This is a genomic window from [Mycobacterium] stephanolepidis, assembly GCF_002356335.1.
In the GTDB taxonomy this organism is placed as follows: Bacteria; Actinomycetota; Actinomycetes; order Mycobacteriales; family Mycobacteriaceae; genus Mycobacterium; species Mycobacterium stephanolepidis.
Window position 1 is genome coordinate 2391034 of sequence record NZ_AP018165.1, and the last position, 24819, is coordinate 2415852.

A 24819-nucleotide genomic window follows, 5' to 3' on the forward strand; every position below is an offset into this window, starting at 1 on the left:
CCTGCGTGATGAGCTCTTCCCACCGGCCCTGCGGAAGTTCGTAGGGTAACGCAACGAGTCTTCATAGACAGACCGGTCTGTTCATGGAACGGTCGCGGTGTCGCACATCGAAGTCGTCCACCGAAGTTAGGAACAGTGACGTGACGCTGCATCTCTACGAAATCGCCCTTGACCCTGCCGATAACACCGATGCCGCACAACTGCTCAAGGAGATCGACGGGCGGGTGCATCGCGACGGCGGTGAATTGATCGAAGCTCAGGTGACACGTGAGGCCCGCCGCATCTTCGTCATCGCCGAGTTCCATGGTGACGCCTCGCGGTTGGACTCCGACACGCTGCTCGTCGACTCGGTCTCCGGACCGCACTCGGTTCGGCTGGTCGGCGCCGATCTTGACCAGCTGAAGTCCGTGCGGCCGGTAGCCGGATATCTCGTGGAATGGGATCTGCCTGCAGACCTGGACATGCAGACGTACCTGGAGCGCAAGAAGGCCAAGGCGCCCAAGTACGCCGACGTGCCCGAAGTGAGCTTTCTGCGCACCTATGTCCGTGAAGACATGGACAAGTGCCTGTGCTTCTACGACGCTCCCGATGACGAGGCGGTGCTTCGCGCACGCAAGGCCGTTGACACCCCCGTCGACAGACTGCACGGACTGGGAGATATCTCGCTATGACGGCCGCCGTGGCCAGGGATGTCGAGGCGGTGTTGGAACGCGTCGGCGATGCGGTGTCAGCCCGAGCATCAGCTCTGGACTCCAATGAGACCGATGTCCGAACAGACATTTCCGCCCTGGGTGCGGAGGGCCTGTTCGATGCGGGTCTGGCCGGCGCAGACCTGGCACCTATGGTACGGGTGATCGAACGGGTTGCCACGAGCAGTCTGGCCGTGGGCTTCTCGGCGTGGGCACATCGCATGACCATCGAGTATGTGAGCCTGGCTCCGGAGGCTCTGCGCGCTGAGCACCTGCCCGACCTGAGCGCGGGGCGCCGCCCAGGTGTCACCGCGATGGCTGCCGGCTTGAAACAGGTTGCGGGGTTGGGGGAGGTGCCGTTGCGTGCCACCGTGCACCCGGACGGACTACGCATCACCGGCCCGATTCGATGGGCTTCCAACGTATTCCCCGACGCACTGATGGTGCTACCCGCCCGTGGGGCCGACGGCGCCACCTTCGTGGTGGCGGTCGACGTCAACGCGGACGGAATACGCATCGATCGGCCGCCGAATCTGATGGCATTGACGGCCACCGCGTCGACATCCCTGCAGCTCGATGATCTTCACGTTCCCACCGAGAACGTGATCAGCACCGACTTGCGGGGCTTTGTCGCCCGAATCCGCCCAGCTTTTCTCCTGCTCCAGACCGCCTTCTGTGCCGGGGTCTGCAGTGCCGCGATTCGCGGCGCAGAATCCGCGCGTGGCGAGCTCGCCGGACAGTTCGCCACCGAGATCATTGAGCTCACACAGCGGAATCACGTTCTGCGCGATCGTCTCTACGCTTTTGCGGCAGCACCATCTGAACCGAGCACCGCCGAGCTTCTCCGGTTGCGGCTCGACGCCGCCGGTCTTGCCGGTCAGGCGTCTCGGCTGGAGGTCACCATGGCCGGTGGCGCCGGATACGCGCTGGGAACCTCGGCGAACCGGCGGTTCCGCGAGGCCGCATTCCTGCCTATTCAATCGCCCTCGGAAGGACAGCTACGGTGGGAATTGACGCAGTACGAATAACGAATGGCACCAAGTATTTCGGGACAGCGGTGGCCTTCCGCGAGGTCGATGTCCACGTGGCTTCCGGTGAGTTCCTGGCCGTGCTGGGTCCCAGTGGAAGTGGTAAGTCCACCCTGCTGCGGGTGCTGGCGGGTCTGGAAGACCTCAGTGCTGGGACCATCGTCTGGACATCTGACGGTGAACGCCGTCCCCGGACGGGTGTGGTCTTCCAAGATGCCTTGCTGATGCCCTGGTTGACCGTCGCCGAGAACATCGTCTTCTCCAAGCGATTCGCGCGGCACCGCAGCGGGTTCGACGATGCCTACGTGCAGGCCCTGGTCGACCATTTCGGGCTCCGAGGGCTCTCGGACCGCTACCCCGATCAACTGTCCGGGGGTCAGGCCCAACGTGTGTCGCTTCTGTGTGCGGTGGCCACCCGGCCGAAGTTGTTGCTCCTGGACGAACCCTTCAGCGCACTTGACCCAGTGACGCGGGCGGACCTGCAGTCGTGGCTGCGGGTGCTGGCGTCCGAGTTGGCCGTCACCGTCATCCTGGTCACCCATGACATCGATGAAGCATTGGCACTCGCGCACCGGGTGATTCTTCTGGGTGACAACGGGCGGATACGTCAGCACTGGTCGCTGGACGATCGCGCTACGGGGGAGCGTGACCGGATACGCCGCGAAATCCTTGTCCAGTACCAACCGGCAGAGACGGGATCTGAGTGAGTAGTATCGTCTCGCGCCGCGCCGTTCTGACGGGAGCAGCCGGAATAACCACCGCAGCAGGACTTTTCGGAGGCGCCGGGTTGATTCGCGCCGCGGCGTCAGACGCCGCGAACGTCGGCGGCCAATTGCGCATCGGATATCTACCGATTACGGACGCGGCGCCGTTACTGCTGGCCCACTCCGCGGGGATGTATCCGGACGGCGCGGTCAGCGCGGCCAAGCCGGTGCTCTTTCGCAGCTGGGCCGCGTTGGCGGAGGCCTTCATGGCGCGGCAGATCGACGTTGCGCATCTATTGATGCCCATCGCGATCCAGCTCCGTCAGGTGCTAGGGCACGGAGTACGAGTGCTCGGGTGGAATCACACCAACGGTTCGGCACTCACGGTGGCGCCGGACATCGAACATCTGGAGGATCTCGCGGGCACCCAGGTCGCCATTCCATTCTGGTGGTCGATCCACAACATCGTGCTGCAAGAGCTGTTGCGTGGCCAGGGGTTACGGCCGGTGGTCCGAAGCGCCGCATCCCGGTCCCGACGCACCGTCGAGCTCGTCGTGATGAGTCCGTCCGATATGGTGCCGGCGCTGGCCAATCGATCCATCGGGGGATACGTGGTCGCCGATCCGTTCAACGCCATCGCACAGATCAAGAAGATCGGACGGATTCATACGTTTCTCGGCGATGTCTGGCGCGACCACGCCTGCTGTGTCCTCGTCACGCGTGATGATGTGATCGCGGGCCGCGCGTCCGCGGTGCAGGGTGTCACGGACGCGGTGGTGGCCGCCCAGCTGCGGATCGATGCCGACAGAAAGGCGGCGGCAGGCGCCCTCGGTGGGGGGAAGTACCTTCCGCAGCCCGTCCCCGCGGTGCAGACGGCATTGACCTATCCGAATCCGCCGTATCCGCTGAAGCATCCGGATTGGCAGCCGCAACGCCTGGGTTTCCAGCCGTTTCCCTGCCGAAGCTTCACGCAGCGTTTGGTCGAGTCGATGCACGACACAGTCGTCGATGGCGACCGTGGTTTCCTCAACCGACTGGACCCCGCGCGGGTCCACGAGGATCTGGTGGACGACACGTCCGTGCGTGCGGCGATCGCGACCCATGGGGGGCCCGAAGCCTTCGGAATCACTGCCGACTTCACTCGCACAGAACAGGTACAGGCATCGTGAGCACCCTTGAGCACACTTCCTCGATTGTCCGCGATAGCGCAGAGGCGCCGCGGAAAGCGCGACTGTTCACCAAGGTCTGGCCTCCGGCGCTGGCCGTTGCGGCGAGTGTTGTCCTGTGGTGGGTCGCCAGTTCGATTCTCAGTCAACCCCATTCGCTGCTCCGGCAGACGGCCCCGGACAAAGCGCTGCCCGCGGCCATCGAACTGCTGAACCGCGGAGTCTTACTGCCGGATATCGGAATCAGCCTGTGGCGATTGCTCATCGGACTCAGCCTTGCCGCCGTGATCGGCATCCCGGCGGGCCTGCTGCTCGGCGTGAGCAGTACCGCCGAACGTGCCACGCGTCCGGTGATCCAGTTTCTGCGGATGATCTCACCGTTGTCGTGGACGCCCATCGCCGTGGCCGTGTTCGGTATCGGCAGTCAACCGGTCATCTTTCTCATCGCCGCGGCGGCTGTCTGGCCGATCCTCATCAACACCACGGCCGGTGTGCACGGCATCGCACCCGGGTATCTGGACGTGGCGCGGTCGTTTCATGCCACCCGCATCGAGCTCCTCACCACGGTGATACTTCCGGCCGTGCGGGGCAACATTCAGACCGGTGCGCGGGTCGCGCTCGGTATCGCATGGGTAGTGCTTGTGCCAGCCGAAATGTTAGGCGTGCGATCGGGTTTGGGCTATCAGATCCTCAACGCACGCGATCAACTGGCCTACGATCAGGTGATGGCGGTCATCCTCGTGATCGGTGTGCTCGGATACGCTCTGGACCTGCTGGCTCGACGGGTACTGGCACCGAGGTTTCGCGCGTCGCGCGCCGGGTAGGCTCTCACGAGCCGTACTACCCAGAGGTGGTCAACATGAACATGCTCGTTCGTCGACTAACGATCGTCGCCGCTGGAACGCTACTTCCACTGGCCGCGGTGGCCGGCATCGTACCCATCGGCTCGGCAGATCCCATCGTGCCCAACTGCCCCGACGGATGGTGGGATCCGGTGGCCAACACTTGCCGCCCGGCGATAGCCACAACCCCGTTGAGCTGTGACAACGGTTGGTGGTGGGACCCGGTGGGCAACGTGTGTCGCCCACCGGTCATTCCTCCTCAGTAGGAACGAGTCACGCCGTCAGGGCAGCGGTGGTCGTGGCAAACATTGTCGCCTTGATGGCACCCAGCGTCCCACTGTTCTTGCCCACCAAGGGTTTCATAAGATCGACTGCGGCGCTGAGTACTTGGTCCTCGGCCACGGCCTGGTCGGCAAGACCCGCGGCGACGGCCGCTTCTCCGCCGTATCGGTGCCCGGTGGTCATCGCGGTGACCGCTGTCTGCGGGGTCACCTTGGCCTGAATGAGGCTCGCCATACCGGGGGTGAATGGGATGTTGATATCGACCTCGGGGAAGCACAGGTATCCACGGTCGGCTCGCATCACTCGGTAGTCGTGGGCCACGGCAAGCATCGCCCCTGCTCCAAACGCGTGACCGTTGACCGCTGCGACGGTTGGCAGTGGGAGGGTGAGGACTCGACTGAACAACGCGTGGACACGACCGACGTACCAGTCGCTCTGATCGCCGTGGGACATCAGCCAATCCAGGTCAAGCCCATTCGAATAGAACTTTCCGGTACCCACGGTGATCAACGGCTTGGCATGCTCCAGCGCGTCATCGAGGAGCCCGTTGACGGTATCGAGCCAATCGGGGGAGAACCGGTTCTCGTCCGGGCCTAGGTTCAGAACCGCGACGGTATCCTGAAGTTCCAGGGTGGGGGTCATTGTGTTTTTCCTTTCATATTGGTGCCCTTCGCTTTTGGGTGCGCTGGAGGTGGATCGAGGGCAAGAATGGCGCGCACGGCGGCCTCGAGCCGCGAGCGCGTGGCAGCGTCGGGCATACGGCGCCCTCGCAGCAGAAGGCCGGTCGGTAGTCCCACGATGCAGTCCTCGATGACCTGAACCGCGCGGCCGTCCTCCCGGTCCCATAGAGTGCGCGCCAATCGAATGAACAGCGCGACGAGCGTGGAGTCCACGCGTGTCATGGTGTCTGCGACATCCGCGGGTACGTCGGAGCCCAGTAGATCCTCGCGCCGCACGCTAAGCACGAGCCTCGAGGACGCCGGGAAGCGTTCCGCGAAGGCGGCAGGGGTGTCGGCCGCCGCGACGACCGCGTTCACCGTGGCGATGTGCATGGGTTCACCCGCCGACAACGCGTGATCGACGGCATGGCGCTGCATGTCGAGGAACCGCTCCGCGGCGCGCAGCCAGGCCTGGCCGACCATCGCGCCGCGTGACCCGAAGGCGTGGTAGATGGCGCCATTGGAGGTGCCGGTAGCGAGCGACACCGCCCGGACCGTCACGGCTGCCGGTCCCTCGTCGACCGCGATTCGCTCGGTCGCATCGAGCAGATCGTCGACGGAGTGAATACGCGGACGTGGCACACCGCCGACAGTAACAGAGCAATTGCTCTATTACAGGAAGCGGTCTTGCAAAGAGAGAACCACCATGTACTCTCTTGATGAGAAACAGGTTGTTTCTCATTATTTGCCCACGTGAGGAGGGTTCAGTGACGGTAGGCATGCAGAACGGCGCCGCATCGGACGCGTCGCTTCGGATGCCGGGCCTGCCGGCCCCGGGGGGAGTGCGTGGCGCCGCGTGCGGTGGGCTGTACGGGTTGGGTTATCTCCTGGGCGGGGAGCGGCTGCTCCTGCCGACCCTCCGGCATTTCGGACCGGTTATGCGGGCGACCATGCTGGGATTTGGAGACTTAGCGGTTGTGTCCGACCCGGTCCTGGCCAAGCAAGTCCTCACTGCGCCACCGGACATCCTGTTGGGCGGTGAAGGCGTAGGGCCCGCCGCGGCCATATACGGAACGGGTTCGATGTTTGTTCAAGAAGAACCTGAACATCTTCGGCGACGCAAGTTGCTCACACCGCCACTACATGGGCAGGCGCTGGCGGGATACGCGCCGGTGATCGAACGCGCGGCAGAGGCCGCCATCGCGTCGTGGCCGACGGACCGGCCGTTCCGGATCTTGGACGCGGCAAGGCATTTGATGCTGGATGTCATCGTCAAAGTTGTTTTCGGTGTCTCGGCCCCCGAGGACGTCCGTCGCCTGGGCGCTCCGTTCGAGCAGCTTTTGGACCTCGGGGTATCGGAGCAGGTGACGATTCGATACGCGTTGCGTAGGGCCGGTGCCCTGCGCCGGTGGCCACAGCTGGCCCGTGTGAATGCCGATATCGATTGCACGGTGCGCTCACTGATCGCCAGGCGCCGGATGGATCCGCAGCTGGACCAACAGCACGACATGCTCTCGGTGTTGATGCGGGCAGTCGATGAGCAGGGGAGAGGATTGTCCGACAGCGAGATTCGCGATGACTTGATCACGCTCATGCTCGCTGGACACGAAACGACGGCGACCACCCTTGCCTGGGTGATGGACCTGCTGCTGCAGCATCCCGAATCCCTGGCGCGCGTGCGTGCTGAAGCGATGGCCGGCGAATCCACATACACGACAGCGGTCCTCAACGAGACATTGCGGCTACGTCCCCCGGTGCCATTCACTGGCCGATATGCCGCGGCTCCGTTCCGTGTCGGTGACTACATCGTGCCGCGCGGCACCCGGATCATCGTGCATATCAACGCTATTAACCACGATCCCGGCACCTATGGTGATCCGTGGCAATTCCGACCCGAGCGATTCTTGGACACAAGACCTCAGACATATGCCTGGCTGCCGTTCGGGGGTGGTATCAAACGTTGCCTTGGTGCGAGCTTCTCCATGCTCGAACTGCAGACCGTACTGCATACGATGTTGCGTGGCGGCATGTTTCGGGCCGTGAGTAAGAGGCCGGAGAGGCCGGTTCGTCGTTCTGTGGTGCTCGTGCCGCGTCGCGGGGCACGGGTCTACTTCCATCCTTCGACACGTGATGAAAGACCGTCGGCCATCTAATGTCATCGAGATGGGCGAGATGATTCCGGATGCGTCGGCGCAGGTGTTGGATCTCCTGGCGGGAGGGGCGCCGCAGCATTTACCGCGGCACCGCCATCAACTGTCCCGGGACGACGTACTGCAAGCGCAGCGTGCCCGGATCTCAGTGGCGGCAATGGAACTGTTCGCGGATGCCGGTTATGCCGCAACCACGGTTCTGCATGTTGCGCAGAAGGCCGGAGTCTCACGCAAGACGTTCTATGAGCTTTATCCGAGCAAGGAGGCGGTCTTCCTCGACACTTACCAGACACTTGGTGCGCTGTTGAAAAAGTTGGGATTGAACACCCCGGCAGAGCGGCCGCCCGCCGGAAGCCTTGAACAGGTTTCTCTTTCGATTGCGGCGCTCTTGGAGACCATGGCGGCCAACGGCGCCGCCACCCGCATGTTCTACCTGGAGGCGTTGGGCGCGGGTCCGCGGGTGCGAGCGCGACGTAACGACGCTATCGATGAGTTCGCAGCTGCGATCGCTCCAGGCATGCAAGAGCTGCGCCGCTCCGCCGACCCGACCCTGCCGCCACTCGGACGCAGGCTCTCTCACCTCATCGTCGCGGCATGTATTGAGCTCATCACCGAATTTCTCGCGGACCATGATCCCAGCGAATTACCCATGCTCACTTCAGATCTCACCGAGGTTGTGCGTGCCATCGCCATTCCAAACCATCCGGAACAGAAGTCATCTACCCGCACGAAGGGATAAAAGTGTCCAGTCGCCTTATCGGACTCCTGCAGAGGAACTCCAGGCTTGCCGATGCGATGGGTGTTGCAGGAGCTGCGATGGTCATCGTGGCGACGCTCCTGGCACTGTCAGTCTTTCCCGACGCCTCCGCCCGCAATCCGGTCCGCGACTTCTACAACCATTGGTCGGCGTGGGTGTTGTTCGGTCTCGTCGCGTTGACGGTGTTCTTCTTCGGGCAAATCTGGTCCCTCGGCTGGCTGACGGCGGCCATACGGCGGGTCGAGGGGATCGGGCCGTACACATGGATCACCTTCGGCGCAGAGCTGATGTTCATGACGGTCTTCAATGTGGAGATCGGTGTCTGGGCCACCGCGCATCTACTGGCCGACCGGATCGGTGATGAGGCGCTGTACGTGCTTCATGTGGCAGGGTTCGTGATCGCGGCGCCAGTGGCGTTCGCGGGGATGGCCTACTTCGTGGCCATCATTGCGCTGCAGCGCGCCACCTCGATGTTTCCCACCTACCTGGTCGTCATCGCCGCGGCGGCGGTGGTGGGGAACCTCGGTGCGATCGGGGGACTGTTCACGGTTTCCGGTCCTCTGAATGCCGCCAACGGGGCGATCGCAATCGGCGGGCCGATGCTGGTCTGGAGCTTGTGGTACGGGGCGCTTCCGGGGTGGTACGTCCGGCACCGGGCGGCGCGAGAAGAACGTGCCCACGCCACGAATGCAGCTCAAGTACTACCGTAAGTAGTAACTACGTACTACCCTCCGTAGTAGGCACAAAGTCTCTTCCCGAGGGAGCAGCTATGGGTCAAGCAACGGAGCTTGCCAAGGCGATCGACTCGCGCTATCACGCGTCACCGGGCCTACGAAGACAGATGAACAAGGTCATCCCGACGCACTGGTCATTCCTGCTGGGGGAGATCGCGCTGTACAGCTTTGTGGTGCTCCTGATTTCGGGCATCTACCTGGCGCTGTTCTTCGACCCATCGATGGCCGAGGTCACCTACAACGGCGTCTACCAACCGCTACGCGGAATGCAGATGTCCAAGGCCTATGAAAGCTCGTTGAATCTGAGCTTCGAGGTTCGAGGCGGCCTGTTCGTGCGCCAGATCCATCATTGGGCGGCTTTGATGTTCGCGGCCTCGATCGTCGTACACCTGGCCCGCATCTTCTTCACGGGCGCATTCCGCCGCCCGCGTGAGGCCAACTGGGTCATCGGTTCACTACTGTTGATCCTGGCCATGGCCGAGGGGTTCGCGGGCTATTCGCTGCCCGATGATCTGTTGTCCGGCACAGGACTTCGTGTGGTCACGCAGGGCATGATGTCGCTTCCGATCGTCGGTACCTGGATGCATTGGGCGTTGTTCGGTGGCGACTTCCCCGGAAACATCGTGCTGCCAAGGCTTTACGTTCTGCATGTGCTGCTTGTTCCCGCCATCATGATCGCGCTTATCGGTGTGCACCTGGCACTTGTGTGGTACCAGAAGCACACGCAATTTCCGGGCCCGCGGCGCACTGAGGCCAATGTTGTTGGGGTAAGGATCGTTCCGGTGTTCGCCTTGAAATCTTGCGCGTTCTTCGCCATCGTGACGGCGGTTCTCGCGCTCATGGGCGGCCTACTGCAGATCAACCCGGTATGGCTGCTGGGCCCATACAAGCCATCGCAGGTGGCGGCCGGATCACCGCCCGACATCTACCTGATGTGGACGGACGGTCTGCTGCGGCTCGTCCCGGATTGGGAGCTGTACATCTTCGGCCATACCGTGCCCGCGGTGCTGTGGGGAGTGTTGGGCATCATGCTCGCGTTCGTGGTGATCGTGGCCTGGCCATGGATCGAGAGGCGCTTCACCGGCGACGATGCGCATCACAACCTGCTGCAGCGTCCGCGTGATGCACCGGTCCGCACCGCCATTGGGGCAGCTGGCTTTTCGCTCTACATCTTGCTCACCCTGTCATGTATCAACGACATCATCGCGTTGAAGTTCCATATCTCGCTGAACGCGACGACGTGGATCGGCCGTATCGGCATGGTCATCTTGCCGATCGTCGTGTACTACCTGGCCTACCGCTGGGCCATCGGCCTGCAACGCAGCGACCGCGCCGTACTCGAACACGGCATCGAGACCGGCATCATCAAGCGACTGCCGCACGGTGAATACATCGAGCTGCACCAGCCACTGGCCGGTGTCGACGAGCACGGCCACGCCATCCCGCTGGAATACCAGGGTGCGGCGGAGCCACAGCGCATGAACAAGCTCGGATCGGCCGGAGCACCCGGCACCGGCTCGTTCCTGTTCGCCGACCCCGCCGACGAACAAGCCGCTCTGATGGAGGCCGAACACGCATCGGCGCGTGCCGAATTAGCGGTGCTCCGCGGAAGATCGCGGTAACCGAGTCGTCGACCGCAGTTCCGGCCGGGGCATGCAGTACCGTCGAAGCATGTCGCCGCGTTTGCGTGTCGTGGGTGCCGCGGTCCTCGCGCTGGCGCTCATGGGTTGTACTGAGCCTTCGCCGGCGCGTGCCACCATCGCCGAGTGCAACCTGTCCGAACTACCGTCTGAGGCTGCCGGAACGGTGGGCCTGATCCATGCCGGCGGACCGTTCCCGTATCCCCGTAATGACGGTGTCGTGTTCCAGAACCGCGAGAGGGTTCTGCCCTCGGAGCCACGTGGGTACTACCACGAGTACACGGTCCGGACCCCGGGTAGCAAGACGCGTGGGACTCGGCGCATCATCACCGGCGGCAATCCACTGACCGATCCTCCACACGTCTATTACACGGGCGATCACTACCAGTCATTCTGTGAGGTTGAAGGCGCATGAAGACCTATGTCGTCGAAGGCTCCCACGTCCGCTCCCGGGCGGATTTTTTCACCGAACTCGGGCGCGCGGTGAATGGGCCGGGCGGCTACTTCGGCAGCAATCTCGATGCTCTCGTCGATTGCCTTCGGGGTGGATTCGGCACGCCTGACGACGAGCCGTTCCGGTTCGTTCTGCAGGACGCGACACGCATCAAGTCCGCGGTGGGGAAGAAGGATTGGGACGCCATCGAGGAGATCTTCGAGGAAGCCGGCGTGCCGCTGACCAAGCGAACGAAAGACGCCGACTAGTTCCGGCGATAACGCGATGGCCGGCCCCCGAAGGAGCCGGCCATCCACGTGTGGCGAGTATCAGCGGACGTCGAAGCGGTCCGCGTTCGACACCTTGACCCATGCCGCGACGAAGTCCTTGACGAACTTCTCCTTGGCGTCGTCCTGTGCGTAAACCTCTGCGAGAGCTCGTAGTTCGGAGTTCGCGCCGAACACCAGATCCACCCGGCTGGCAGTCCACTTCGCCGCACCTGTGCCGCGATCGGTCCCCACATATGTGCCGTCGTCGGCCGATGACGGCGTCCACTCGGTTCCCATATCGACCAGGTTGACAAAGAAGTCATTGGTCAATGTCCCGGGCTTGTCGGTGAGCACACCGAGTTCGGAACCTTGGTAGTTCGCACCCAGCACGCGCAAGCCACCCACCAGGACTGCCAGTTCGGGCGGGGACAGCGCCAGCAGGTTGGCCTTGTCGATCAGCTTGTACTCGGCCGGAATCTGCGCACCCTTGCCCAGGTAGTTGCGGAACCCATCGGCTGTCGGCTCCAGGTAGGAGAACGAATCGACGTCGGTCTGTTCCTGAGTCGCATCGCCACGCCCGGGCGTGAACGGCACGGTGATGTTGAATCCGGCGTCCTTGGCCGCCTTCTCGACAGCGGCAGCTCCGCCGAGCACGACGAGGTCGGCGAACGAGACCTTCTTACCGCCGGCGTTGAACGACTCCTGGATGCCTTCCAGCGTGCGGATCACCTGGGCGAGTTCGTCGGGCTCGTTGGACTCCCAGCCGGCCTGCGGTTGCAACCGGATACGTCCACCGTTGGCGCCGCCGCGCTTATCGCTGTTGCGATACGACGCCGCGGCCTTCCACGCGGTCGACACCAGCTGCGGCACAGTGAGGCCGGAGGCGAGAAGCTGCGCCTTCAGCTCGGCGATGTCGGCGTCACCGATGTTGGTGTCCGAGGCCGGGATGACGTCCTGCCAGAGCAGGGTCTGCTTCGGCACCAGCGGCCCGAGGTAGCGGGACAGCGGCCCGAGATCCCGGTGGATCAGCTTGTACCAGGCCTTTGCGTAGGCATCGGCCAGTTCCTCGGGGTGATCGAGCCAGCGCCTGGTGATCGCCTCATAGATCGGATCGAAGCGCATCGACAGATCGGTGGTGAGCATCGATGGATGCGTCTTACCCGCGCCCTGCGCCATGGGTACCGAGTTGGCCCAGCCGCCGTCCTTGGGCTTCCACTGATGCGCGCCCGCCGGGCTCTTGGTCAGCTCCCAGTCGTTGCCGTAGAGAATCTCCAGGAAGCTGTTGTCCCACTTGGTCGGGGTATGGGTCCAGATGACCTCCAACCCACTACCGATCGCGTCATTTCCCTTTCCGGAGCCGAACGCGCTCTTCCAACCGATGCCCATCTGCTCAAGTGGTGCATCTTCGGGATCGGGTCCGACCAGCCCGGCGTCGCCGGCACCGTGCGTCTTGCCGAACGTGTGGCCACCCACAATGAGCGCGGCCGTCTCCTCGTCGTTCATCGCCATCCGGCCGAACGTCTCACGGATGTCGATCGCCGCGGCCAGGGGATCCGGATTGCCGTTGGGACCTTCGGGATTGACGTAGATCAAACCCATCTGCACGGCGGCAAGCGGGTTCTCCAGGTCGCGGTCTCCGGTGTAGCGCTCATCGCCGAGCCAGGTGTGCTCGGGACCCCAATAGACGTCCTGCTCGGGCTCCCAGCGGTCCTCGCGCCCAAAGGCGAAGCCAAAGGTCTTGAACCCCATGGTGTCCATGGCATGGTTGCCCGCGAAGACGATGAGGTCTGCCCACGACAGCGTGTTCCCGTACTTCTTCTTCACGGGCCACAGCAGCCGACGGGCACGATCGAGCAGCACGTTGTCGGGCCAGCTGTTCAGCGGGGCGAACCGCTGCATGCCGGCACCCGCACCGCCACGGCCATCGCCCACCCGGTAGGTGCCCGCGGCGTGCCACGCCATACGGATGAACATCGGACCGTAATTGCCGAAGTCGGCCGGCCACCAGTCCTGCGAGTCGGTCAGGACCGTCTCGACATCCTTTTTCAGCTCGTCGACATCAATTGTCTGTACGGCCTTGGCGTAATCGAAACTCTCACCAAGGGGGTTCGCGGCGGGCGGATTCTTCTTGAGAATGCCCAGGTTGAGCTGGGTTGGCCACCATTCGCGGTTGGCGTTACCACCCTCTACGGGGTAGTTCAGGCGACCACCTGCAACGGGGCAGCCGTTCGAGGGCTGATTGTTCGCCTCAGCGATGGGCGGGTGTTCTTCAGGCACAGCGATCCTTTCGGGAGGGGGTGATATGGGCTGTGATCACGTGTGTGATCCCGAAATTTGGGCGGACGCAGCGTGTGCTGCACAGTCGGGGCATAGACCCCAATAGATGACCTCGGCCTCCTCGAGGACGAATCCGTTGTAGTCGGACGGGGTGAGACAGGGTGCGGCACCGATGGCGCAGTCGATGTCCGCGATGACACCGCAGGAGCGGCATACGGCGTGGTGGTGGTTGTCGCCGACCCGAGATTCGTACCGTGCCACGGAGCCGGAAGGCTGAATCTTGCGCACCAGGCCGGCTGACGTCAGCGCCGCCAAGACGTCGTAAACGGCCTGTCGGGATACCTCGGGCAGACCCGCCCTCACCGCGCTGAAGACAGTCTCGGTATCGGCGTGGGGATTCGCTTCGACAGCCTCGAGCACGGCGACTCGGGGCCGGGTCACGCGCAGATCAGCGGTCCGCAGCAGCGCCGCGTACTCGTCTGGTGTGAACGCCACAACGGCAGTATGCCCGAATTATCTGGAATGAGTCCAAGAAATCCGGAAAAGAGTTGGAAAGAGTTCAGAGCCCGTTCAACCAGCGCAAACGCCCCATCAATGATGGTCAAACGTCGTCAATGGTGTTGACACTGAGTACTTTTGCATTCGGAGGCGGGCGAACTACCGCGCCGACATCGTCTCAATCACTCCGCCGAGCAGCCTACGAAGCTGGGCACGATCCTTGTCCGTCATGTTGGCCAGAATCTCGTCGTCATCCTCGCGCAGCGTGGCGTCGGCGCGCTCGAAGAGCTTTCGTCCCTTGGCGGTCAACTCGGTGGTCAGCACCCTGGCGTCTGCCTGTCGTCGCGAACGATGAACCAGGCCTGCCTCCTCCAGCGACCGCTGGACCAGGCTTACCGCTTGGGGCGTGATCCGAAGCTCTGCGGCGATCTCGACATTGGATATCCCCGGCTGCGCGGAAAGCACGGCCAGGCATTCCATCTGCGGAACAGTGACGCCGAAGTCGCGCACGATCACCGAGGCGCGTGACCACAGCACACGGTAGATCTGAGACACCAGAATGCCCATCGGAGATTCCTCGTGTGTGCTCATACCGCGCTAAGACTAGCGGACTCCGCCAATTTTCAACCGCCCGTAGAGGTCCGACAGGCGGCGTGTCGTCCGGTAAATCCGCGCCAATTCATCAGTGCATCAAGCACATTGATCAATGCTCTTGATGAGCATTAAATCTGACGGGCGCCCATCGCGATCACGCGGAGGCGCCCGGCGCACGTACCACCATGGGCACGGCGGGGAAGTAGGCGGCCATCACCGATCGGGACTTTCGCAAAGCCGCCGTGCCGTAACCCTTCTTGCGGTGGTCGGGATGGACCCAGATACGCACGTTCACCTCACCGTCCACCAGCTCACCAAAGACGATGCCCACCTTGCTGGGGCCTTCGACGGCGACGAACCAGGCCGCCTCCTCATCGTCGATGCGCGCGAGCGCTGCCCTCAATTCATCGTCGACCCCTGCGGCCGGTGCTCCGGACCCATCGCCGGCCTGGCCGATCTCTTCAGTACGTACGGCGAAGATATCCGCATCGTTGTTCCCGGAGAACGGGCGCAGCTCGAGGCTGTCTCCCGAGCTCGCGGGGCGCTCCGTGAGTGTGAAGGTGAGCTGGCTGTTGAGATCCTCGAGCTCGGCAGCGTTCTTGCGGCGCTCATCCTTGGTCAGATGATCGAACGACATCCCCATGACCGCCTCGCCGCCCAGATGCGAGGTTCCCAACAATGCGGCTATCGCGTCGATCGCGCTCTTTCGGTCATCGGCTTCCACAATCAGGTCAAGCACTTCGTGACGCCGTTCGAACGCACTGGTCAGTGCGTCGGCGATTTCGCGGCGGGTGGCAAGGCGGTCGTGGTCGGTCATGGCGCCAGCCTACGACCGGCGGGCCAACCGCGCTCAAGAAACGTTGAGCGTAAGAGCGTGTCTCATGTGGATAGTTTTCTGAAGCAGACCAGGGTGGCGGCGAGTGTGAGGAATGCGGCGTAGAGATGGTCGTGGCGTTCCCAGCGGGTGCCCAGGCGGCGGTAGGTGAAGAGCCAGGACATGGTGCGTTCGACTTTCCAGCGTTTGGTGCCGAGCCGGTCGCCGGATTCGGTTCCGCGGCGGGCGATCCGGGGTGTGATGTGTCGATTGGTGAGCCATTGCCGCAGCTGGTTCGCGTCGTATGCCTTGTCTGCGTGCAGTTTTGCCGGTCGCCGCCTGCGTGGCCCGCGCGGGGATTTGATGGCGGGCAGTGCCCGTACCAGCGGCGGGACCGCATGCCCGTCCCAGGTGTTGGCGGCGGTGACCGCGGTCTGCAACGGCAGACCGGTCGCGTCGGTGAGCACGTGAATCTTGGTACCCGCTTTGCCCCGGTCTACCGGGCTCGGCCCGGTCATGGCGCCCCTTTTTTAGCCCGCACGTACGCCGAATCCACCACGGCCCGTGACCAATCCAATGCCCCATCGGCACCGAGCCGATCGAGTACCGCTTCTTGTAGACGCCGCCATACCCCGACGGCGGTCCACTCGGCGAACCGGCGATGCGCGGTAGGGACCGTCACTGCGAAACATGGTGGCAAATGCCGCCAGGCACACCCACTGACCAGCACAAACACCACCGCGGTGAATACCGCACGCTCATCGGCATACGCCGTCCCGCCGCCCTGGGGACGCACCCGCTGCACCGGCAACAACGGCTCCACCAACGCCCACAACTCGTCCGGAACCAACCTCAACGAAAGCTCTTTCACACCAGCACATCATGCCCCAACCACCCCACAAACCACACAAGACACGCTCTAAGGGTTGACGTGCGCCCAAGCCCCGCCCTGTATCACCGTTCGGTCACGTTACGACAACTCATTGGCCATGTCGCAGAACCTAATTGGGATTAGGCAGGGTGGTAGCGGTAGAAAGGATCTTGGTGGTCATCGCCGGCCGGAGGGAACCACCCGCGCGTGGAGAATTCGCGGCCGGAGAGAAGCGACAATCGAATGAAACGCACATACGCCGTCATGCTCGGCATCGCCCTGCTCTTCGCCACCCCGGGCTTGGCCTCGGCCGACGTTCACAGAAGTCCCGCCGACGCCCAGAAGCTCGTCAATGCGGCGATCGCCAGGGGTCTGTCGCAGCGCGGCGTGCCGTTCACGTATGGGGGCGGTAACGCCGACGGTCCGACCACCAGCACCGACACCACGCCCGCCGCACCCGAGGCGACCACGAGTCTGCTGGGATTGATTCCGGCTCCCGTCGCAGCGCCCACGCCCAAGGTTCCCGGCTTCGACGCCTCGGGACTGATGGTGTACTCCTATGCCGCCGCAGGCATCAAGCTTCCACGCCGGTCCGGTGATCAGTACAACGTCGGCCGGAAAATCGCTCCGTCCCAGGCACTTCCGGGGGATCTCATCTTCTACGGCCCCAACGGCAGCCAGAGCGTGACGATGTTCCTGGGGAACAACCTCATGCTGGAAGCATCCGAACCCGCGGTTCAGGTGTCGCAGGTACGTTTCAACGACATGGCTCCCTACCTGGTTCGGGTGATCGAGTAGCCACGTCGACGGAGCGGCTTTATGTGCGATCACCGCTCGCGCAGAAAGTCCTCAATCCGTTCGAGCACAGCGGGCCAGCCCACCAGACACAGCTGTCTGAACCGCATCTGATCCTGGTCATTCGGGTTGAATCCGGTAGCTTCGACCGATAGTCGGGTTCCGTCTGCATCCGGGTTCAGGGTCCAGCGTGAGTCGATGGCGATCGAGCCGTCGCGGGTAGTCATTCGGTAGGCCAACAGCTCGTCGTCGACAACATCGGTGAATCGGCCGTCGATCTCTCCGACGAATCCGCTTCCCACGAACGGGAAGACGCTAAACGAGAATGCGAGCCCCGTCTCGTACTTGGTCGGCTCGAAATCTTTGACCCACTGCCCGAACAACTGGGGCGAAATAAGAATCGACCACACCTGGTGGGCCGGATACACTTAGTGGTATTCGAAATTGACAGTAGTGAGGTCCCCGACCTGCTCAGCCACCGACGACACCTTCCGTGCGCACTGCCCCTGGATGTACCGGACGCAAGTAACCTAAACCCAACGCCTCGCCCGCGCGTGATCTTGATCGCGCTGATGGCATCATCGGCGTGTGAGCGCGGTTGAGGTGTCGGCTTTTGGGCCCTTCTTCGCCGTCGCGACACATGCCACCGGCGATATGCCGACGTCACCGTGGCGGCCTTTGACGGAGTTGACCGACGGATCACCGGCGTTGGCGAGTCGGGTTGAGCGCGTCCGAAGCAATCTCGCCGCGCGGATAGCGGTGAGCCCCGCCGACATCGACCTGCGGGTAGCAGGCTCGGTTGCTCATCTCGGTTTGGTCGCCCGCATCCTGGCGCCAACCGTCGCCGCGGTGGCATGCGATGAACCGCGGATCTCGCAGCAGCCGCACGAGCTGTGGTGGCAGGACGAACTCGGCGGCCCGTTTCCGCTTTCCGTGGTCACACGGGCGGGGGAGGACTACGCCATCACCGGGTCGGCCGTGGAATCGATCACCGAGGGCGTCATGGAACACGCCGGGGTAAGCGACCGCGTCCTGTGGGGAAACGTCGGGTCGGCGGTGAACAGTGCCGCGCGTCTCATCGCTTCGTCGCGACCCGAGCTGGCCGATGCCGCCCGCGAAGTCGCCGATACCTACCTGCGCGACCCCCGCATCGACGATGGCATCCTGCACGCGGGACCTGACTTTCGGAGGCGCAGCTGCTGTCTCATCTATCAGCTCACCGACGACCGTTCCGCGGTATGCGGTGACTGTGTACTCGGCTAACCCACACAGAAACGGCTAGGCCAACTGATAGGCCTCCAGCGGGAAAGACTCCTGCTCCTTGTACGCGCTGGCCGTGGATGTCGGACGCAGCAGCGCGGCCTCACCGTGCTGGTTGAAGTAGTAGCTTCGTGCCGTTTGGCAGCTGCCGAGATAGAACACCGAATTGTTGAGGTTGCCGACCATGCGATTCAGGAACTCGGTGTTGGCCTCGTCGGTGACCTCGAAGGTTTCGGTGCCGGTGCGTGCCATCTCGCCGAAGAGCCGCTTGATATGCCGCATCTGGGACTCGATGGTGTCGAAGTAGGACAACCCGCTGTAGGAGTAGGGCCCGTTGAGCGTCAGCAGATTCGGGAACTTGGGCACCGCGATACCCTCGAATGCCTGGAAACGATTGTCTCGCCAGAACTTTCCGAGGTTGTAGTCCTCGCGGCCGACCACCTCGAACGCGGGAAAGGCTGATTCCCACAGATTGAAACCGGTGGCCAGGACCAGGGTGTCGATGACTGTCTTGCGACCGTCTGCAGTGACGATGCCGTCGGGCTCGATCCGCTCGATCGATGCCGTCTCAAGGCTGACGTTCTTCTTGCTGAAGGCTCGGAAGTATGTGTTCGAGAATGTCGGCCGCTTGCAGCCGAAGTCGTAATCGGGTGTCAGCTTGCGGCGCAGCTCGCGATCGCGCACCTGTGCGAACAGATGCGCCTTGGCGAGCATCGCGGCACCGTTGTTGGCCTGCCGGAACTGGCGGAAATGCAGCACTCCGCCCACCATGATCACCTCAAGGATTGCCGAACCCACCGTGCGAGCGATCTTTTGGGTACGTGGCACCTTCGCGAAAAGCTTCTTGATCACACCGGGGACCTTCGCGTCGGCCTTGGGCACTACCCAGATCGGCGTGCGTTGGTACACGGTCAAGTGCTGCGCATCCTTGGCCAGCTCAGGGATGAGCTGAACGGCGGTGGCGCCGGTGCCGATCAGGCCGATCTTGTGCCCTGCGGCGCGATAACTGTTGTCCCACTTGGTGGTGTGGATGACCTTGCCGGCGAAGGACTCGATACCGGCGATATCGGGCATCTTGGGCTGAGACAGGTAGCCGGTGGCCGTCAGTAGGTACTTGCCGGTGAGGGTCTCGCCCGACTCGGTGGCCACAACCCAGTGTTGTCCCTCTTCGTCCCAGCGTGCACCCGATACCGGGGTGTTGAAACGCATGTACTTGCGCAGATCGTGCTTGTGGGCGACGTGGGCGGCGTATTGCTTGAGTTCGGAGCCCGGCGCGAACAACCGCGACCAGTAGGGATTCGGCTCGAAGGAGTACGAGTAGGTCGCCGAGGGGATGTCGACGGCCAGACCGGGGTAATGGTTGACGTGCCAGGTACCGCCCAAATCGTCCTCGCGATCCAGGATCGCGAGGTTGGTCAGGCCCAGCTCCTTGAGCTGGATCGCCGCGCCCATCCCGCCGAAGCCGGCTCCGACGATGACGGCGTCAAACTGCGTTGTCATGTCCCAATGCTAGCCGCGACGCCTGGGAAATGGTCCGGCTGTCTAGATGTGCTCCACGCCATATGAAACGATGTGTACTTAGTGACACAGAGTGTCCTACAGTGGACTCAGCGTGAGAGGAGCACCACAACATGATCACCGCATGCACAGTTCAAAGGGCCAGAATGCTCGTTCGGGTGGTGTCCTCGACCGGGCTCATCGCTGCGGCGGTGATTACGGCGGTAACCCTTACGGAATCTGCGCTTGCCACCGCAGGCCCAGCTGCCGTCGGTGGCGCCCAGGGGGTCATCGACATGCTGACCTCCGAGGGGTACCGCGTCATCGTCACGAAGATGGGCGGGCGGGACCGGGCGGGACGTCGAGGACTGCACGGTTCGCTCGATCCTGACGCAAACGCCGGTGCAGCACCAGCACACGAGCGATATCAGGCCGGCGCCCGCCCGCGATCAGGATGCCCCTGACTACAAGATCGCCTATGTCACGCTGAACTGCGCGTAAGCGAAGCACGGTCGTGACTCAGCCGAGAAAGATGGGAATTCTGTTCCCGTCGGCTCCCAATACGGCGGCCTGCGCAGCGGTTGGGGAGCGGCGCCCCGTTCCGATCAACAGGGCATCGGTATCCGATAGTGCCGCAGGAATCTTGTACTCGGCGATCTGCTCCACCATCTGACGCGCGCGCGAGAGCCCGGCGGCCGGTGGATCTGCCACGTCGGGCAGATACGCGACAAGGTCGAGATGATGCAACGTCCATTCCAGTACGTAGGCATCCAGTTAATCGCCCACGGTGAGAACCTGTCCCTTGGTGGCGATGCACTGATCGCGATGGGCGAGGACCGCGGCGCGTCCCGCCGCGGCGCCCAGGTCATCCAGGTGAAAGGTGAGCAGGCCCGGTTCCCGGTAGGCAGCGGCCAGCCGGACGATCAACGCATCACGAGCGTCGTCACCGGCAGGGGGCGCACCGAGGACCTCCCAATAGATCAGCGCATCGCGCGTCGGTGGTTCCTCACTAGGGGTTGCCAGGGTTATCAGCACGTCCTGGGCATCGATGATCAGATGACACACGAGCCAGCCCGCGCAGCCGGACGGTTGGGTAAATGCCTGGTCCGGCAGATCGGCGACAGCGGCACGCAGAGCCGCCCAGGTGTGGGTGAAGAGGTCCACCGCCGGAAAGTAGCAGCACGACAAGTGGTACGGAACTCCCGCGCCACCGCATCCGACCTCTAGTCTCAGAGATGTTCGAATTTGGGAGGCATTGAGTGAGGACGCAGCGCCACGACGACGTTGGGCTTGAGGACACGCTGCGCGCGATCGAGCGCGGTGTGCTTGAAGACGTCTGGATGAGCAGGCCGCGACGCTGGACCGTGCTAGTGGCGGCCATCGTCCTGGGCGTGGCCGCGGGAAGTCGCTGGTCAAACCTCGGGGCACAGGCCAGCCCGTCGCTGCATGTCGACGCCGTGGTGCCGGGGACGTCCATCATGTTTCTGGTGGCATGCGTTGTTTCGCTCGTAGCTCTGCGCCGGAGGCACTTCCGGTGGTGTTGCGCGGCGGCGTACACCGCGGCGCTGAGCGCGGTGACAAGTCTGGCCGCGCTGTGGTGGCATCAGACGGCGGATGGGTCCGATCCGTTGATGTGGACGCTGCTCGCCGCGCTCGCCTCCGCCTCGTTGACGGTCACCTGGCTCGCGACGATCCTTACCCCGCTAGAGGATTCACAGCCCGATATGCGGTCCGGGAGCCACTAACCGTACGGCTGAAATCCCGCCGAGCGCAAAGGTTCCCACCAGCCATCCGGTAATGCACCGTGGTGTCACGTGACTACCACCAGCGCGGCGCCTGCCGTCCACGCGGGTGGACCGACGCAGGGCGGCGGTCCCACGGCTCGCACCGTTGCGCTGAGCTGCATGGTCGGTACCACCATCGAGTGGTATGACTTCTACCTCTACGCGACGGCTGCGGCACTTGTCCTTAAGCCCTTGTTCTTCCCGACAGTCTCCTCGACGGCAGGCACGTTGGCCTCGTTCGCCACCTACGCGGCTGGGTTCGGTGCGCGCCCAGTGGGAGCCGTTATCGCCGGACACTTGGGAGACCGGCTCGGGCGCAAGGCTGTTCTCGTTGGGGCGCTGCTCCTCATGGGCATTGCCACCGCACTGATCGGCGCCCTGCCGACCTATGCCGAGGCCGGCGTCCTCGCACCGAGCGCACTGGCGACGCTGCGCGTGTTGCAAGGCCTTGCCGCCGGTGCGGAATGGGGCGGAGCCGCCCTGCTGTCGGTTGAACACGCCCCGCCCGGCCATCGAGGTCTGTTCGGCAGCTTCACCCAGTTGGGCTCGCCGGCGGGAATGCTCTTGGCTACCGGGGTATTCGGTCTCACTCGAATGCTCACCGGGCCGGACGTGTTTCTTGCTTGGGGCTGGCGCATCCCGTTCTTGAGCAGCGTCATCTTGGTGGCCGTCGGCCTGGCGATCAGATTGCGGCTGAGTGACTCGGCGGACTTCCGGCGGCTACGTGAACGAGGCGAGCTGGCGCGACTGCCTATCGTGGAAGTCGTGCGCGCGCAGCCCCGTAATGTGCTGTTGACCACCGGCTTACGGCTGTCCCAGATCGCCTTGTTCGTACTGCTTACCACGTACTCGCTGACCTACCTGCAAGACGTGTTCGGTAAGGACAGCCAAGTCGGGTTGACTGCCGTGTTGATCGCTTCGGCGATCGGCATCGTGAGTACGCCGGCGTGGTCCGCACTCTCGGACAGGATCGGCCGACGTCCGCTTTACCTGTTCGGGGCGGCGGCCGGACCGGTGGCATTGACGCTGTTCTTCCTGGCCGCCGGAAGCGGGTCAACGGTCCTTGTGGTGCTCTCAATTATCTTCGGGATCAACATTGTTCACGACGCCATGTATGGTCCTCAGGCCGCGTGGTTCGCCGAGCTGTTCGACACCCGGGTCCGATACAGCGGGGCGTCTCTGGGCTATCAGATCGGTGCGGTGCTATCCGGTGGATTCGCCCCGCTGATCGCCGCGGCCCTGCTGGCTGTCAACCATGGCAACCCATGGCTCATCGTCGTCTACTACCTGGTGCTGGCCGCACTCACCTTCGCTTCCGCACATGCCGCCCGTGAGACCTATCGCGACAAGATCGGGGCCTCTCGATGAGCCGGATCTACCTCAATGCCTTCGATATGGCATGTGTCGGCCATCAATCACCGGGCTTGTGGCGACATCCCGAGGATCAGGGACACCGATACCGGACCCTGAGCTATTGGACCGAACTCGCCCGGTCGCTTGAAACCGGCGGTTTTGACCTGTTGTTCCTCGCCGATGTGCTGGGTGCGTATGACGTGTACGGAGCTTCGCGCGATGCGGCTGTGCTCGATGCGGCGCAATTCCCGGTGAATGACCCGTCGTTGGCCGTATCGGCAATGGCGGCGGTGACAGAGACATTGGGATTCGGGATCACGTTCTCACTCACCTATGAGCAGCCGTATGCCTTGGCGCGTCGCCTCTCGACACTTGATCACCTCACCGAGGGGCGAGTGGCATGGAACATTGTCACGTCCTATTTGGACAGTGCGGCAATAAATTTGGGTCTGGACTCCCAAATACCGCATGACCGGCGCTACGACATCGCCGACGAGTACCTCCAGGTCTGTTACAAGCTCTGGGAAGGTTCATGGGAGGACGGCGCCGTGGTGCACGACAGGGCGCGGGGCGTCTTCACCGACCCGGCCAAGGTCCATGACATCGCACACCAGGGAAGGTATTTCACCGTTCCCGGGCCATTTCTGTGCGAACCCTCCCCACAGCGCACACCGGTGCTGTTCCAGGCGGGTGCGTCGGCGAGGGGAGTTCGATTCGCGGCCGCTCATGCCGAAGCGGTGTTCGTATCGGGTCCGACTCCGCAGGTCGTGCGCGAACCGGTGCGGGCACTGCGCGAGGCCGCAGCGGCGTTCGGCCGTGACCCGCGATCCATCAAAGTCTTCACCATGGTGACGCCAATCGTCGCCGAGACGCGGGATCTGGCGGTCGCCAAGCTGCATGAATATCGCCAATATGTCAGCCCCGCAGGTGCATTGGCACTATTTGGTGGCTGGACGGGTGTCGATCTGGCCGGGCTCGGGGCGGACGAGGCGCTGCGGCATGTCCAGACCGACGCCAACCGTTCCGCGCTCGCCTCGTTTACGAAGGATCCGAGCCGGACCTGGACGGTGGGTGAGCTGGCGCAGGAGATCGGGATAGGCGGACGTGGGCCGGTTCTCGTCGGTTCTGCCGCGGACATCGCTGACGAACTGGAACGCTGGGTCGATGACGCCGATGTCGACGGGTTCAACGTCGCGTACGTGACGACACCGGGAACCTTCGTCGATTTCGCCCGTTTCGTGGTGCCCGAGCTTCGCCGCCGTGGCCGGGTGCCACATGAGCGGGAAAGGCTCAGCCTGCGTGAGCATCTCGGTGGCCGCGGGCCCTATCTGTCTGACGGACATCCGGGCCGGTCGTATCGTCGAGCAGAGCTACCCGGCTGACAAGGTGGAGTGATCTCCGAATCGATCACTAAGCGCCACAAGCAACTGGTCCAGTGCGGCCAACTCGGCGCGTTTGGCACCGACGAGCCGGTGCAGGCGCGAGAGGCTCGATGGCTTGCCGCTCTGTCTTCTGCGCTCCAGGGAAGCCACATGGTCGTCGAGTTCCCGCAGAGCCACCGCACGTAGCTCGCCGAGGACATCCTGGTAGTACTGCGCCTGACGCAGATCCGCGCTCCGACCCGGAAGGATCGGATCGACGATCTTGATCAGGCTGCTCACGGTTCACCGCCCATGTTGCCCTCCAGGTGTCGCTTTCATGCGCACACGCTAGGGCCGCACAA

The 24819-nt window shown here is 63.4% G+C and carries 28 protein-coding genes and 1 pseudogene; 18 read left to right on the forward strand and 11 right to left on the reverse strand.

Annotated elements, in window-relative coordinates:
* The first annotated feature begins 140 nt into the window (after window positions 1-140).
* The 6 genes from MSTE_RS11795 to MSTE_RS11820 are packed head-to-tail and all read left to right on the forward strand — an operon-like array spanning window position 141 to window position 4695.
* The gene (locus MSTE_RS11795) at window positions 141-671 is read left to right on the forward strand and encodes a DUF4242 domain-containing protein (protein ID WP_096501391.1); all 531 of its coding nucleotides are present in this window, start codon (window positions 141-143) and stop codon (window positions 669-671) included.
* Window positions 668-1717, forward strand: coding sequence for an acyl-CoA dehydrogenase family protein (locus MSTE_RS11800; protein ID WP_096501393.1), 1050 nt, complete (start codon window positions 668-670; stop codon window positions 1715-1717). Before MSTE_RS11795 ends, MSTE_RS11800 begins: the two co-directional genes overlap by 4 nt.
* Window positions 1693-2424, forward strand: coding sequence for an ABC transporter ATP-binding protein (locus tag MSTE_RS11805; protein WP_096505772.1), 732 nt, complete (start codon window positions 1693-1695; stop codon window positions 2422-2424). The genes MSTE_RS11800 and MSTE_RS11805 overlap by 25 nt, the downstream gene beginning before the upstream one ends.
* Entirely contained in the window at window positions 2421-3590 is a 1170-nt protein-coding gene (locus tag MSTE_RS11810) for an ABC transporter substrate-binding protein (protein ID WP_096501395.1), read from the forward strand. Before MSTE_RS11805 ends, MSTE_RS11810 begins: the two co-directional genes overlap by 4 nt.
* Window positions 3591-3613: 23 nt before the next feature.
* The gene (locus tag MSTE_RS11815; RefSeq protein WP_162291631.1) at window positions 3614-4411 is read left to right on the forward strand and encodes an ABC transporter permease; all 798 of its coding nucleotides are present in this window, start codon (window positions 3614-3616) and stop codon (window positions 4409-4411) included.
* A 35-nt stretch (window positions 4412-4446) separates the two neighbouring features.
* Window positions 4447-4695, forward strand: coding sequence for a hypothetical protein (locus MSTE_RS11820; RefSeq protein WP_096505774.1), 249 nt, complete (start codon window positions 4447-4449; stop codon window positions 4693-4695).
* Window positions 4696-4702: 7 nt separating this feature from the next.
* On the opposite strand, the gene MSTE_RS11825 is transcribed toward MSTE_RS11820, so the two are convergent.
* Complete coding sequence (locus MSTE_RS11825; protein WP_096501399.1) at window positions 4703-5353, reverse strand: enoyl-CoA hydratase-related protein; 651 nt, start codon at window positions 5351-5353, stop codon at window positions 4703-4705.
* A complete protein-coding gene (locus MSTE_RS11830; protein WP_096501401.1) occupies window positions 5350-6012 on the reverse strand; it encodes a TetR/AcrR family transcriptional regulator in 663 nt (220 codons plus the stop codon). Before MSTE_RS11830 ends, MSTE_RS11825 begins: the two co-directional genes overlap by 4 nt.
* A 137-nt stretch (window positions 6013-6149) precedes the next feature.
* On the opposite strand from MSTE_RS11830, the gene MSTE_RS11835 reads away from it, so the two are divergent.
* Genes MSTE_RS11835 through MSTE_RS11860 form a run of 6 tightly spaced genes read left to right on the forward strand, consistent with a single transcriptional unit; the run spans window position 6150 to window position 11353 of the window.
* Window positions 6150-7523, forward strand: a complete 1374-nt coding sequence (locus MSTE_RS11835) for a cytochrome P450 (protein WP_096501403.1) — start codon at window positions 6150-6152, stop codon at window positions 7521-7523.
* Window positions 7524-7533: 10 nt separating this feature from the next.
* Window positions 7534-8259, forward strand: coding sequence for a TetR/AcrR family transcriptional regulator (locus tag MSTE_RS11840; RefSeq protein WP_231897053.1), 726 nt, complete (start codon window positions 7534-7536; stop codon window positions 8257-8259).
* 2 nt (window positions 8260-8261) lie between these two features.
* Window positions 8262-8987, forward strand: coding sequence for a hypothetical protein (locus MSTE_RS11845; protein ID WP_231897054.1), 726 nt, complete (start codon window positions 8262-8264; stop codon window positions 8985-8987).
* Between the two features lie 59 nt (window positions 8988-9046).
* Window positions 9047-10633 (forward strand): cytochrome bc1 complex cytochrome b subunit, encoded by a 1587-nt coding sequence (gene qcrB / locus MSTE_RS11850; protein WP_096501407.1) that lies wholly within the window; start codon window positions 9047-9049, stop codon window positions 10631-10633.
* 31 nt (window positions 10634-10664) lie between these two features.
* On the forward strand, window positions 10665-11066 hold the full coding sequence (locus MSTE_RS11855) for a guanyl-specific ribonuclease (RefSeq protein ID WP_096501409.1): 402 nt from the start codon (window positions 10665-10667) through the stop codon (window positions 11064-11066).
* Window positions 11063-11353: a barstar family protein gene (locus MSTE_RS11860; RefSeq protein ID WP_096501411.1), complete on the forward strand. Its 291-nt coding sequence runs from the start codon at window positions 11063-11065 to the stop codon at window positions 11351-11353. The genes MSTE_RS11855 and MSTE_RS11860 overlap by 4 nt, the downstream gene beginning before the upstream one ends.
* Before the next feature lie 60 nt (window positions 11354-11413).
* Here MSTE_RS11860 and katG read toward each other — a convergent pair whose 3' ends face one another.
* From katG to MSTE_RS11885, 5 genes are all read right to left on the reverse strand, one after another.
* The gene (gene katG, locus MSTE_RS11865) at window positions 11414-13630 is read right to left on the reverse strand and encodes a catalase/peroxidase HPI (RefSeq protein ID WP_096501413.1); all 2217 of its coding nucleotides are present in this window, start codon (window positions 13628-13630) and stop codon (window positions 11414-11416) included.
* Window positions 13631-13666: 36 nt separating this feature from the next.
* Window positions 13667-14125, reverse strand: coding sequence for a Fur family transcriptional regulator (locus MSTE_RS11870; protein ID WP_096501415.1), 459 nt, complete (start codon window positions 14123-14125; stop codon window positions 13667-13669).
* A gap of 162 nt (window positions 14126-14287) precedes the next feature.
* Window positions 14288-14695 carry a MarR family winged helix-turn-helix transcriptional regulator gene (locus tag MSTE_RS11875; RefSeq protein WP_030097898.1) on the reverse strand — a complete coding sequence of 136 codons (408 nt, stop codon included), beginning with the start codon at window positions 14693-14695 and terminating at the stop codon, window positions 14288-14290.
* A 181-nt stretch (window positions 14696-14876) separates the two neighbouring features.
* Window positions 14877-15539, reverse strand: a complete 663-nt coding sequence (locus tag MSTE_RS11880) for a GNAT family N-acetyltransferase (RefSeq protein WP_096501417.1) — start codon at window positions 15537-15539, stop codon at window positions 14877-14879.
* Window positions 15540-15601: 62 nt separating this feature from the next.
* Window positions 15602-16407, reverse strand: a protein-coding gene (locus tag MSTE_RS11885; protein WP_231896907.1) for an IS5 family transposase whose coding sequence is annotated in 2 segments (ribosomal slippage) — window positions 15602-16060 and window positions 16063-16407 — 804 coding nt in all. Because the reading frame shifts where the segments join, the coding sequence is not laid out codon by codon here.
* 243 nt (window positions 16408-16650) lie between these two features.
* Between MSTE_RS11885 and ripD the strand changes: the two genes are divergently transcribed.
* A complete protein-coding gene (gene ripD, locus MSTE_RS11890; protein ID WP_096501419.1) occupies window positions 16651-17205 on the forward strand; it encodes an NlpC/P60 family peptidoglycan-binding protein RipD in 555 nt (184 codons plus the stop codon).
* Between the two features lie 29 nt (window positions 17206-17234).
* On the opposite strand, the gene MSTE_RS11895 is transcribed toward ripD, so the two are convergent.
* Window positions 17235-17630, reverse strand: coding sequence for an SRPBCC family protein (locus tag MSTE_RS11895; protein WP_231897055.1), 396 nt, complete (start codon window positions 17628-17630; stop codon window positions 17235-17237).
* Between the two features lie 160 nt (window positions 17631-17790).
* On the opposite strand from MSTE_RS11895, the gene MSTE_RS11900 reads away from it, so the two are divergent.
* Window positions 17791-18465: a (2Fe-2S)-binding protein gene (locus MSTE_RS11900; RefSeq protein ID WP_096501421.1), complete on the forward strand. Its 675-nt coding sequence runs from the start codon at window positions 17791-17793 to the stop codon at window positions 18463-18465.
* Window positions 18466-18480: 15 nt separating this feature from the next.
* Here MSTE_RS11900 and MSTE_RS11905 read toward each other — a convergent pair whose 3' ends face one another.
* A complete protein-coding gene (locus tag MSTE_RS11905) occupies window positions 18481-19962 on the reverse strand; it encodes a flavin-containing monooxygenase (RefSeq protein ID WP_096501423.1) in 1482 nt (493 codons plus the stop codon).
* A 164-nt stretch (window positions 19963-20126) separates the two neighbouring features.
* Here MSTE_RS11905 and MSTE_RS24960 point away from each other — a divergent pair, with 164 nt between their 5' ends.
* Window positions 20127-20423, forward strand: a complete 297-nt coding sequence (locus MSTE_RS24960; protein WP_157997679.1) for a hypothetical protein — start codon at window positions 20127-20129, stop codon at window positions 20421-20423.
* Window positions 20424-20478: 55 nt separating this feature from the next.
* Here MSTE_RS24960 and MSTE_RS11910 read toward each other — a convergent pair.
* Window positions 20479-21123 (reverse strand): annotated as a pseudogene (locus MSTE_RS11910) (maleylpyruvate isomerase N-terminal domain-containing protein).
* A gap of 95 nt (window positions 21124-21218) precedes the next feature.
* Between MSTE_RS11910 and MSTE_RS11915 the strand changes: the two are divergent.
* The 3 genes from MSTE_RS11915 to MSTE_RS11925 all read left to right on the forward strand — a co-directional run bounded on the left by MSTE_RS11915 (window position 21219) and on the right by MSTE_RS11925 (window position 24478).
* Window positions 21219-21704, forward strand: coding sequence for a hypothetical protein (locus MSTE_RS11915; RefSeq protein WP_096501425.1), 486 nt, complete (start codon window positions 21219-21221; stop codon window positions 21702-21704).
* 159 nt (window positions 21705-21863) lie between these two features.
* Window positions 21864-23111, forward strand: coding sequence for an MFS transporter (locus MSTE_RS11920; protein WP_162291632.1), 1248 nt, complete (start codon window positions 21864-21866; stop codon window positions 23109-23111).
* Window positions 23108-24478, forward strand: a complete 1371-nt coding sequence (locus tag MSTE_RS11925; RefSeq protein ID WP_096501429.1) for an LLM class flavin-dependent oxidoreductase — start codon at window positions 23108-23110, stop codon at window positions 24476-24478. Before MSTE_RS11920 ends, MSTE_RS11925 begins: the two co-directional genes overlap by 4 nt.
* Here the strand turns inward: MSTE_RS11925 and MSTE_RS11930 are convergent.
* Window positions 24467-24757 (reverse strand): hypothetical protein, encoded by a 291-nt coding sequence (locus MSTE_RS11930; protein WP_096501431.1) that lies wholly within the window; start codon window positions 24755-24757, stop codon window positions 24467-24469. The two genes, MSTE_RS11925 and MSTE_RS11930, sit on opposite strands and share 12 nt — an antisense overlap.
* Between the last annotated feature and the right edge of the window lie 62 nt (window positions 24758-24819).

Bases quoted from the DNA above. Each gene is read 5' to 3' on its own strand.
- MSTE_RS11800 (WP_096501393.1), top strand. From the start codon at position 668: ATGACGGCCGCCGTGGCCAGGGATGTCGAGGCGGTGTTGGAACGCGTC.
- MSTE_RS11820 (WP_096505774.1), top strand. From the start codon at position 4,447: ATGAACATGCTCGTTCGTCGACTAACGATCGTCGCCGCTGGAACGCTA.
- MSTE_RS11825 (WP_096501399.1), bottom strand. From the start codon at position 5,353: ATGACCCCCACCCTGGAACTTCAGGATACCGTCGCGGTTCTGAACCTA.
- MSTE_RS11835 (WP_096501403.1), top strand. From the start codon at position 6,150: ATGCAGAACGGCGCCGCATCGGACGCGTCGCTTCGGATGCCGGGCCTG.
- MSTE_RS11840 (WP_231897053.1), top strand. From the start codon at position 7,534: ATGGGCGAGATGATTCCGGATGCGTCGGCGCAGGTGTTGGATCTCCTG.
- qcrB (WP_096501407.1), top strand. From the start codon at position 9,047: ATGGGTCAAGCAACGGAGCTTGCCAAGGCGATCGACTCGCGCTATCAC.
- MSTE_RS11855 (WP_096501409.1), top strand. From the start codon at position 10,665: ATGCAGTACCGTCGAAGCATGTCGCCGCGTTTGCGTGTCGTGGGTGCC.
- MSTE_RS11860 (WP_096501411.1), top strand. From the start codon at position 11,063: ATGAAGACCTATGTCGTCGAAGGCTCCCACGTCCGCTCCCGGGCGGAT.
- MSTE_RS11875 (WP_030097898.1), bottom strand. From the start codon at position 14,695: ATGGGCATTCTGGTGTCTCAGATCTACCGTGTGCTGTGGTCACGCGCC.
- MSTE_RS11880 (WP_096501417.1), bottom strand. From the start codon at position 15,539: ATGACCGACCACGACCGCCTTGCCACCCGCCGCGAAATCGCCGACGCA.
- ripD (WP_096501419.1), top strand. From the start codon at position 16,651: ATGAAACGCACATACGCCGTCATGCTCGGCATCGCCCTGCTCTTCGCC.
- MSTE_RS11905 (WP_096501423.1), bottom strand. From the start codon at position 19,962: ATGACAACGCAGTTTGACGCCGTCATCGTCGGAGCCGGCTTCGGCGGG.
- MSTE_RS24960 (WP_157997679.1), top strand. From the start codon at position 20,127: ATGCTCGTTCGGGTGGTGTCCTCGACCGGGCTCATCGCTGCGGCGGTG.
- MSTE_RS11920 (WP_162291632.1), top strand. From the start codon at position 21,864: ATGGTCGGTACCACCATCGAGTGGTATGACTTCTACCTCTACGCGACG.
- MSTE_RS11925 (WP_096501429.1), top strand. From the start codon at position 23,108: ATGAGCCGGATCTACCTCAATGCCTTCGATATGGCATGTGTCGGCCAT.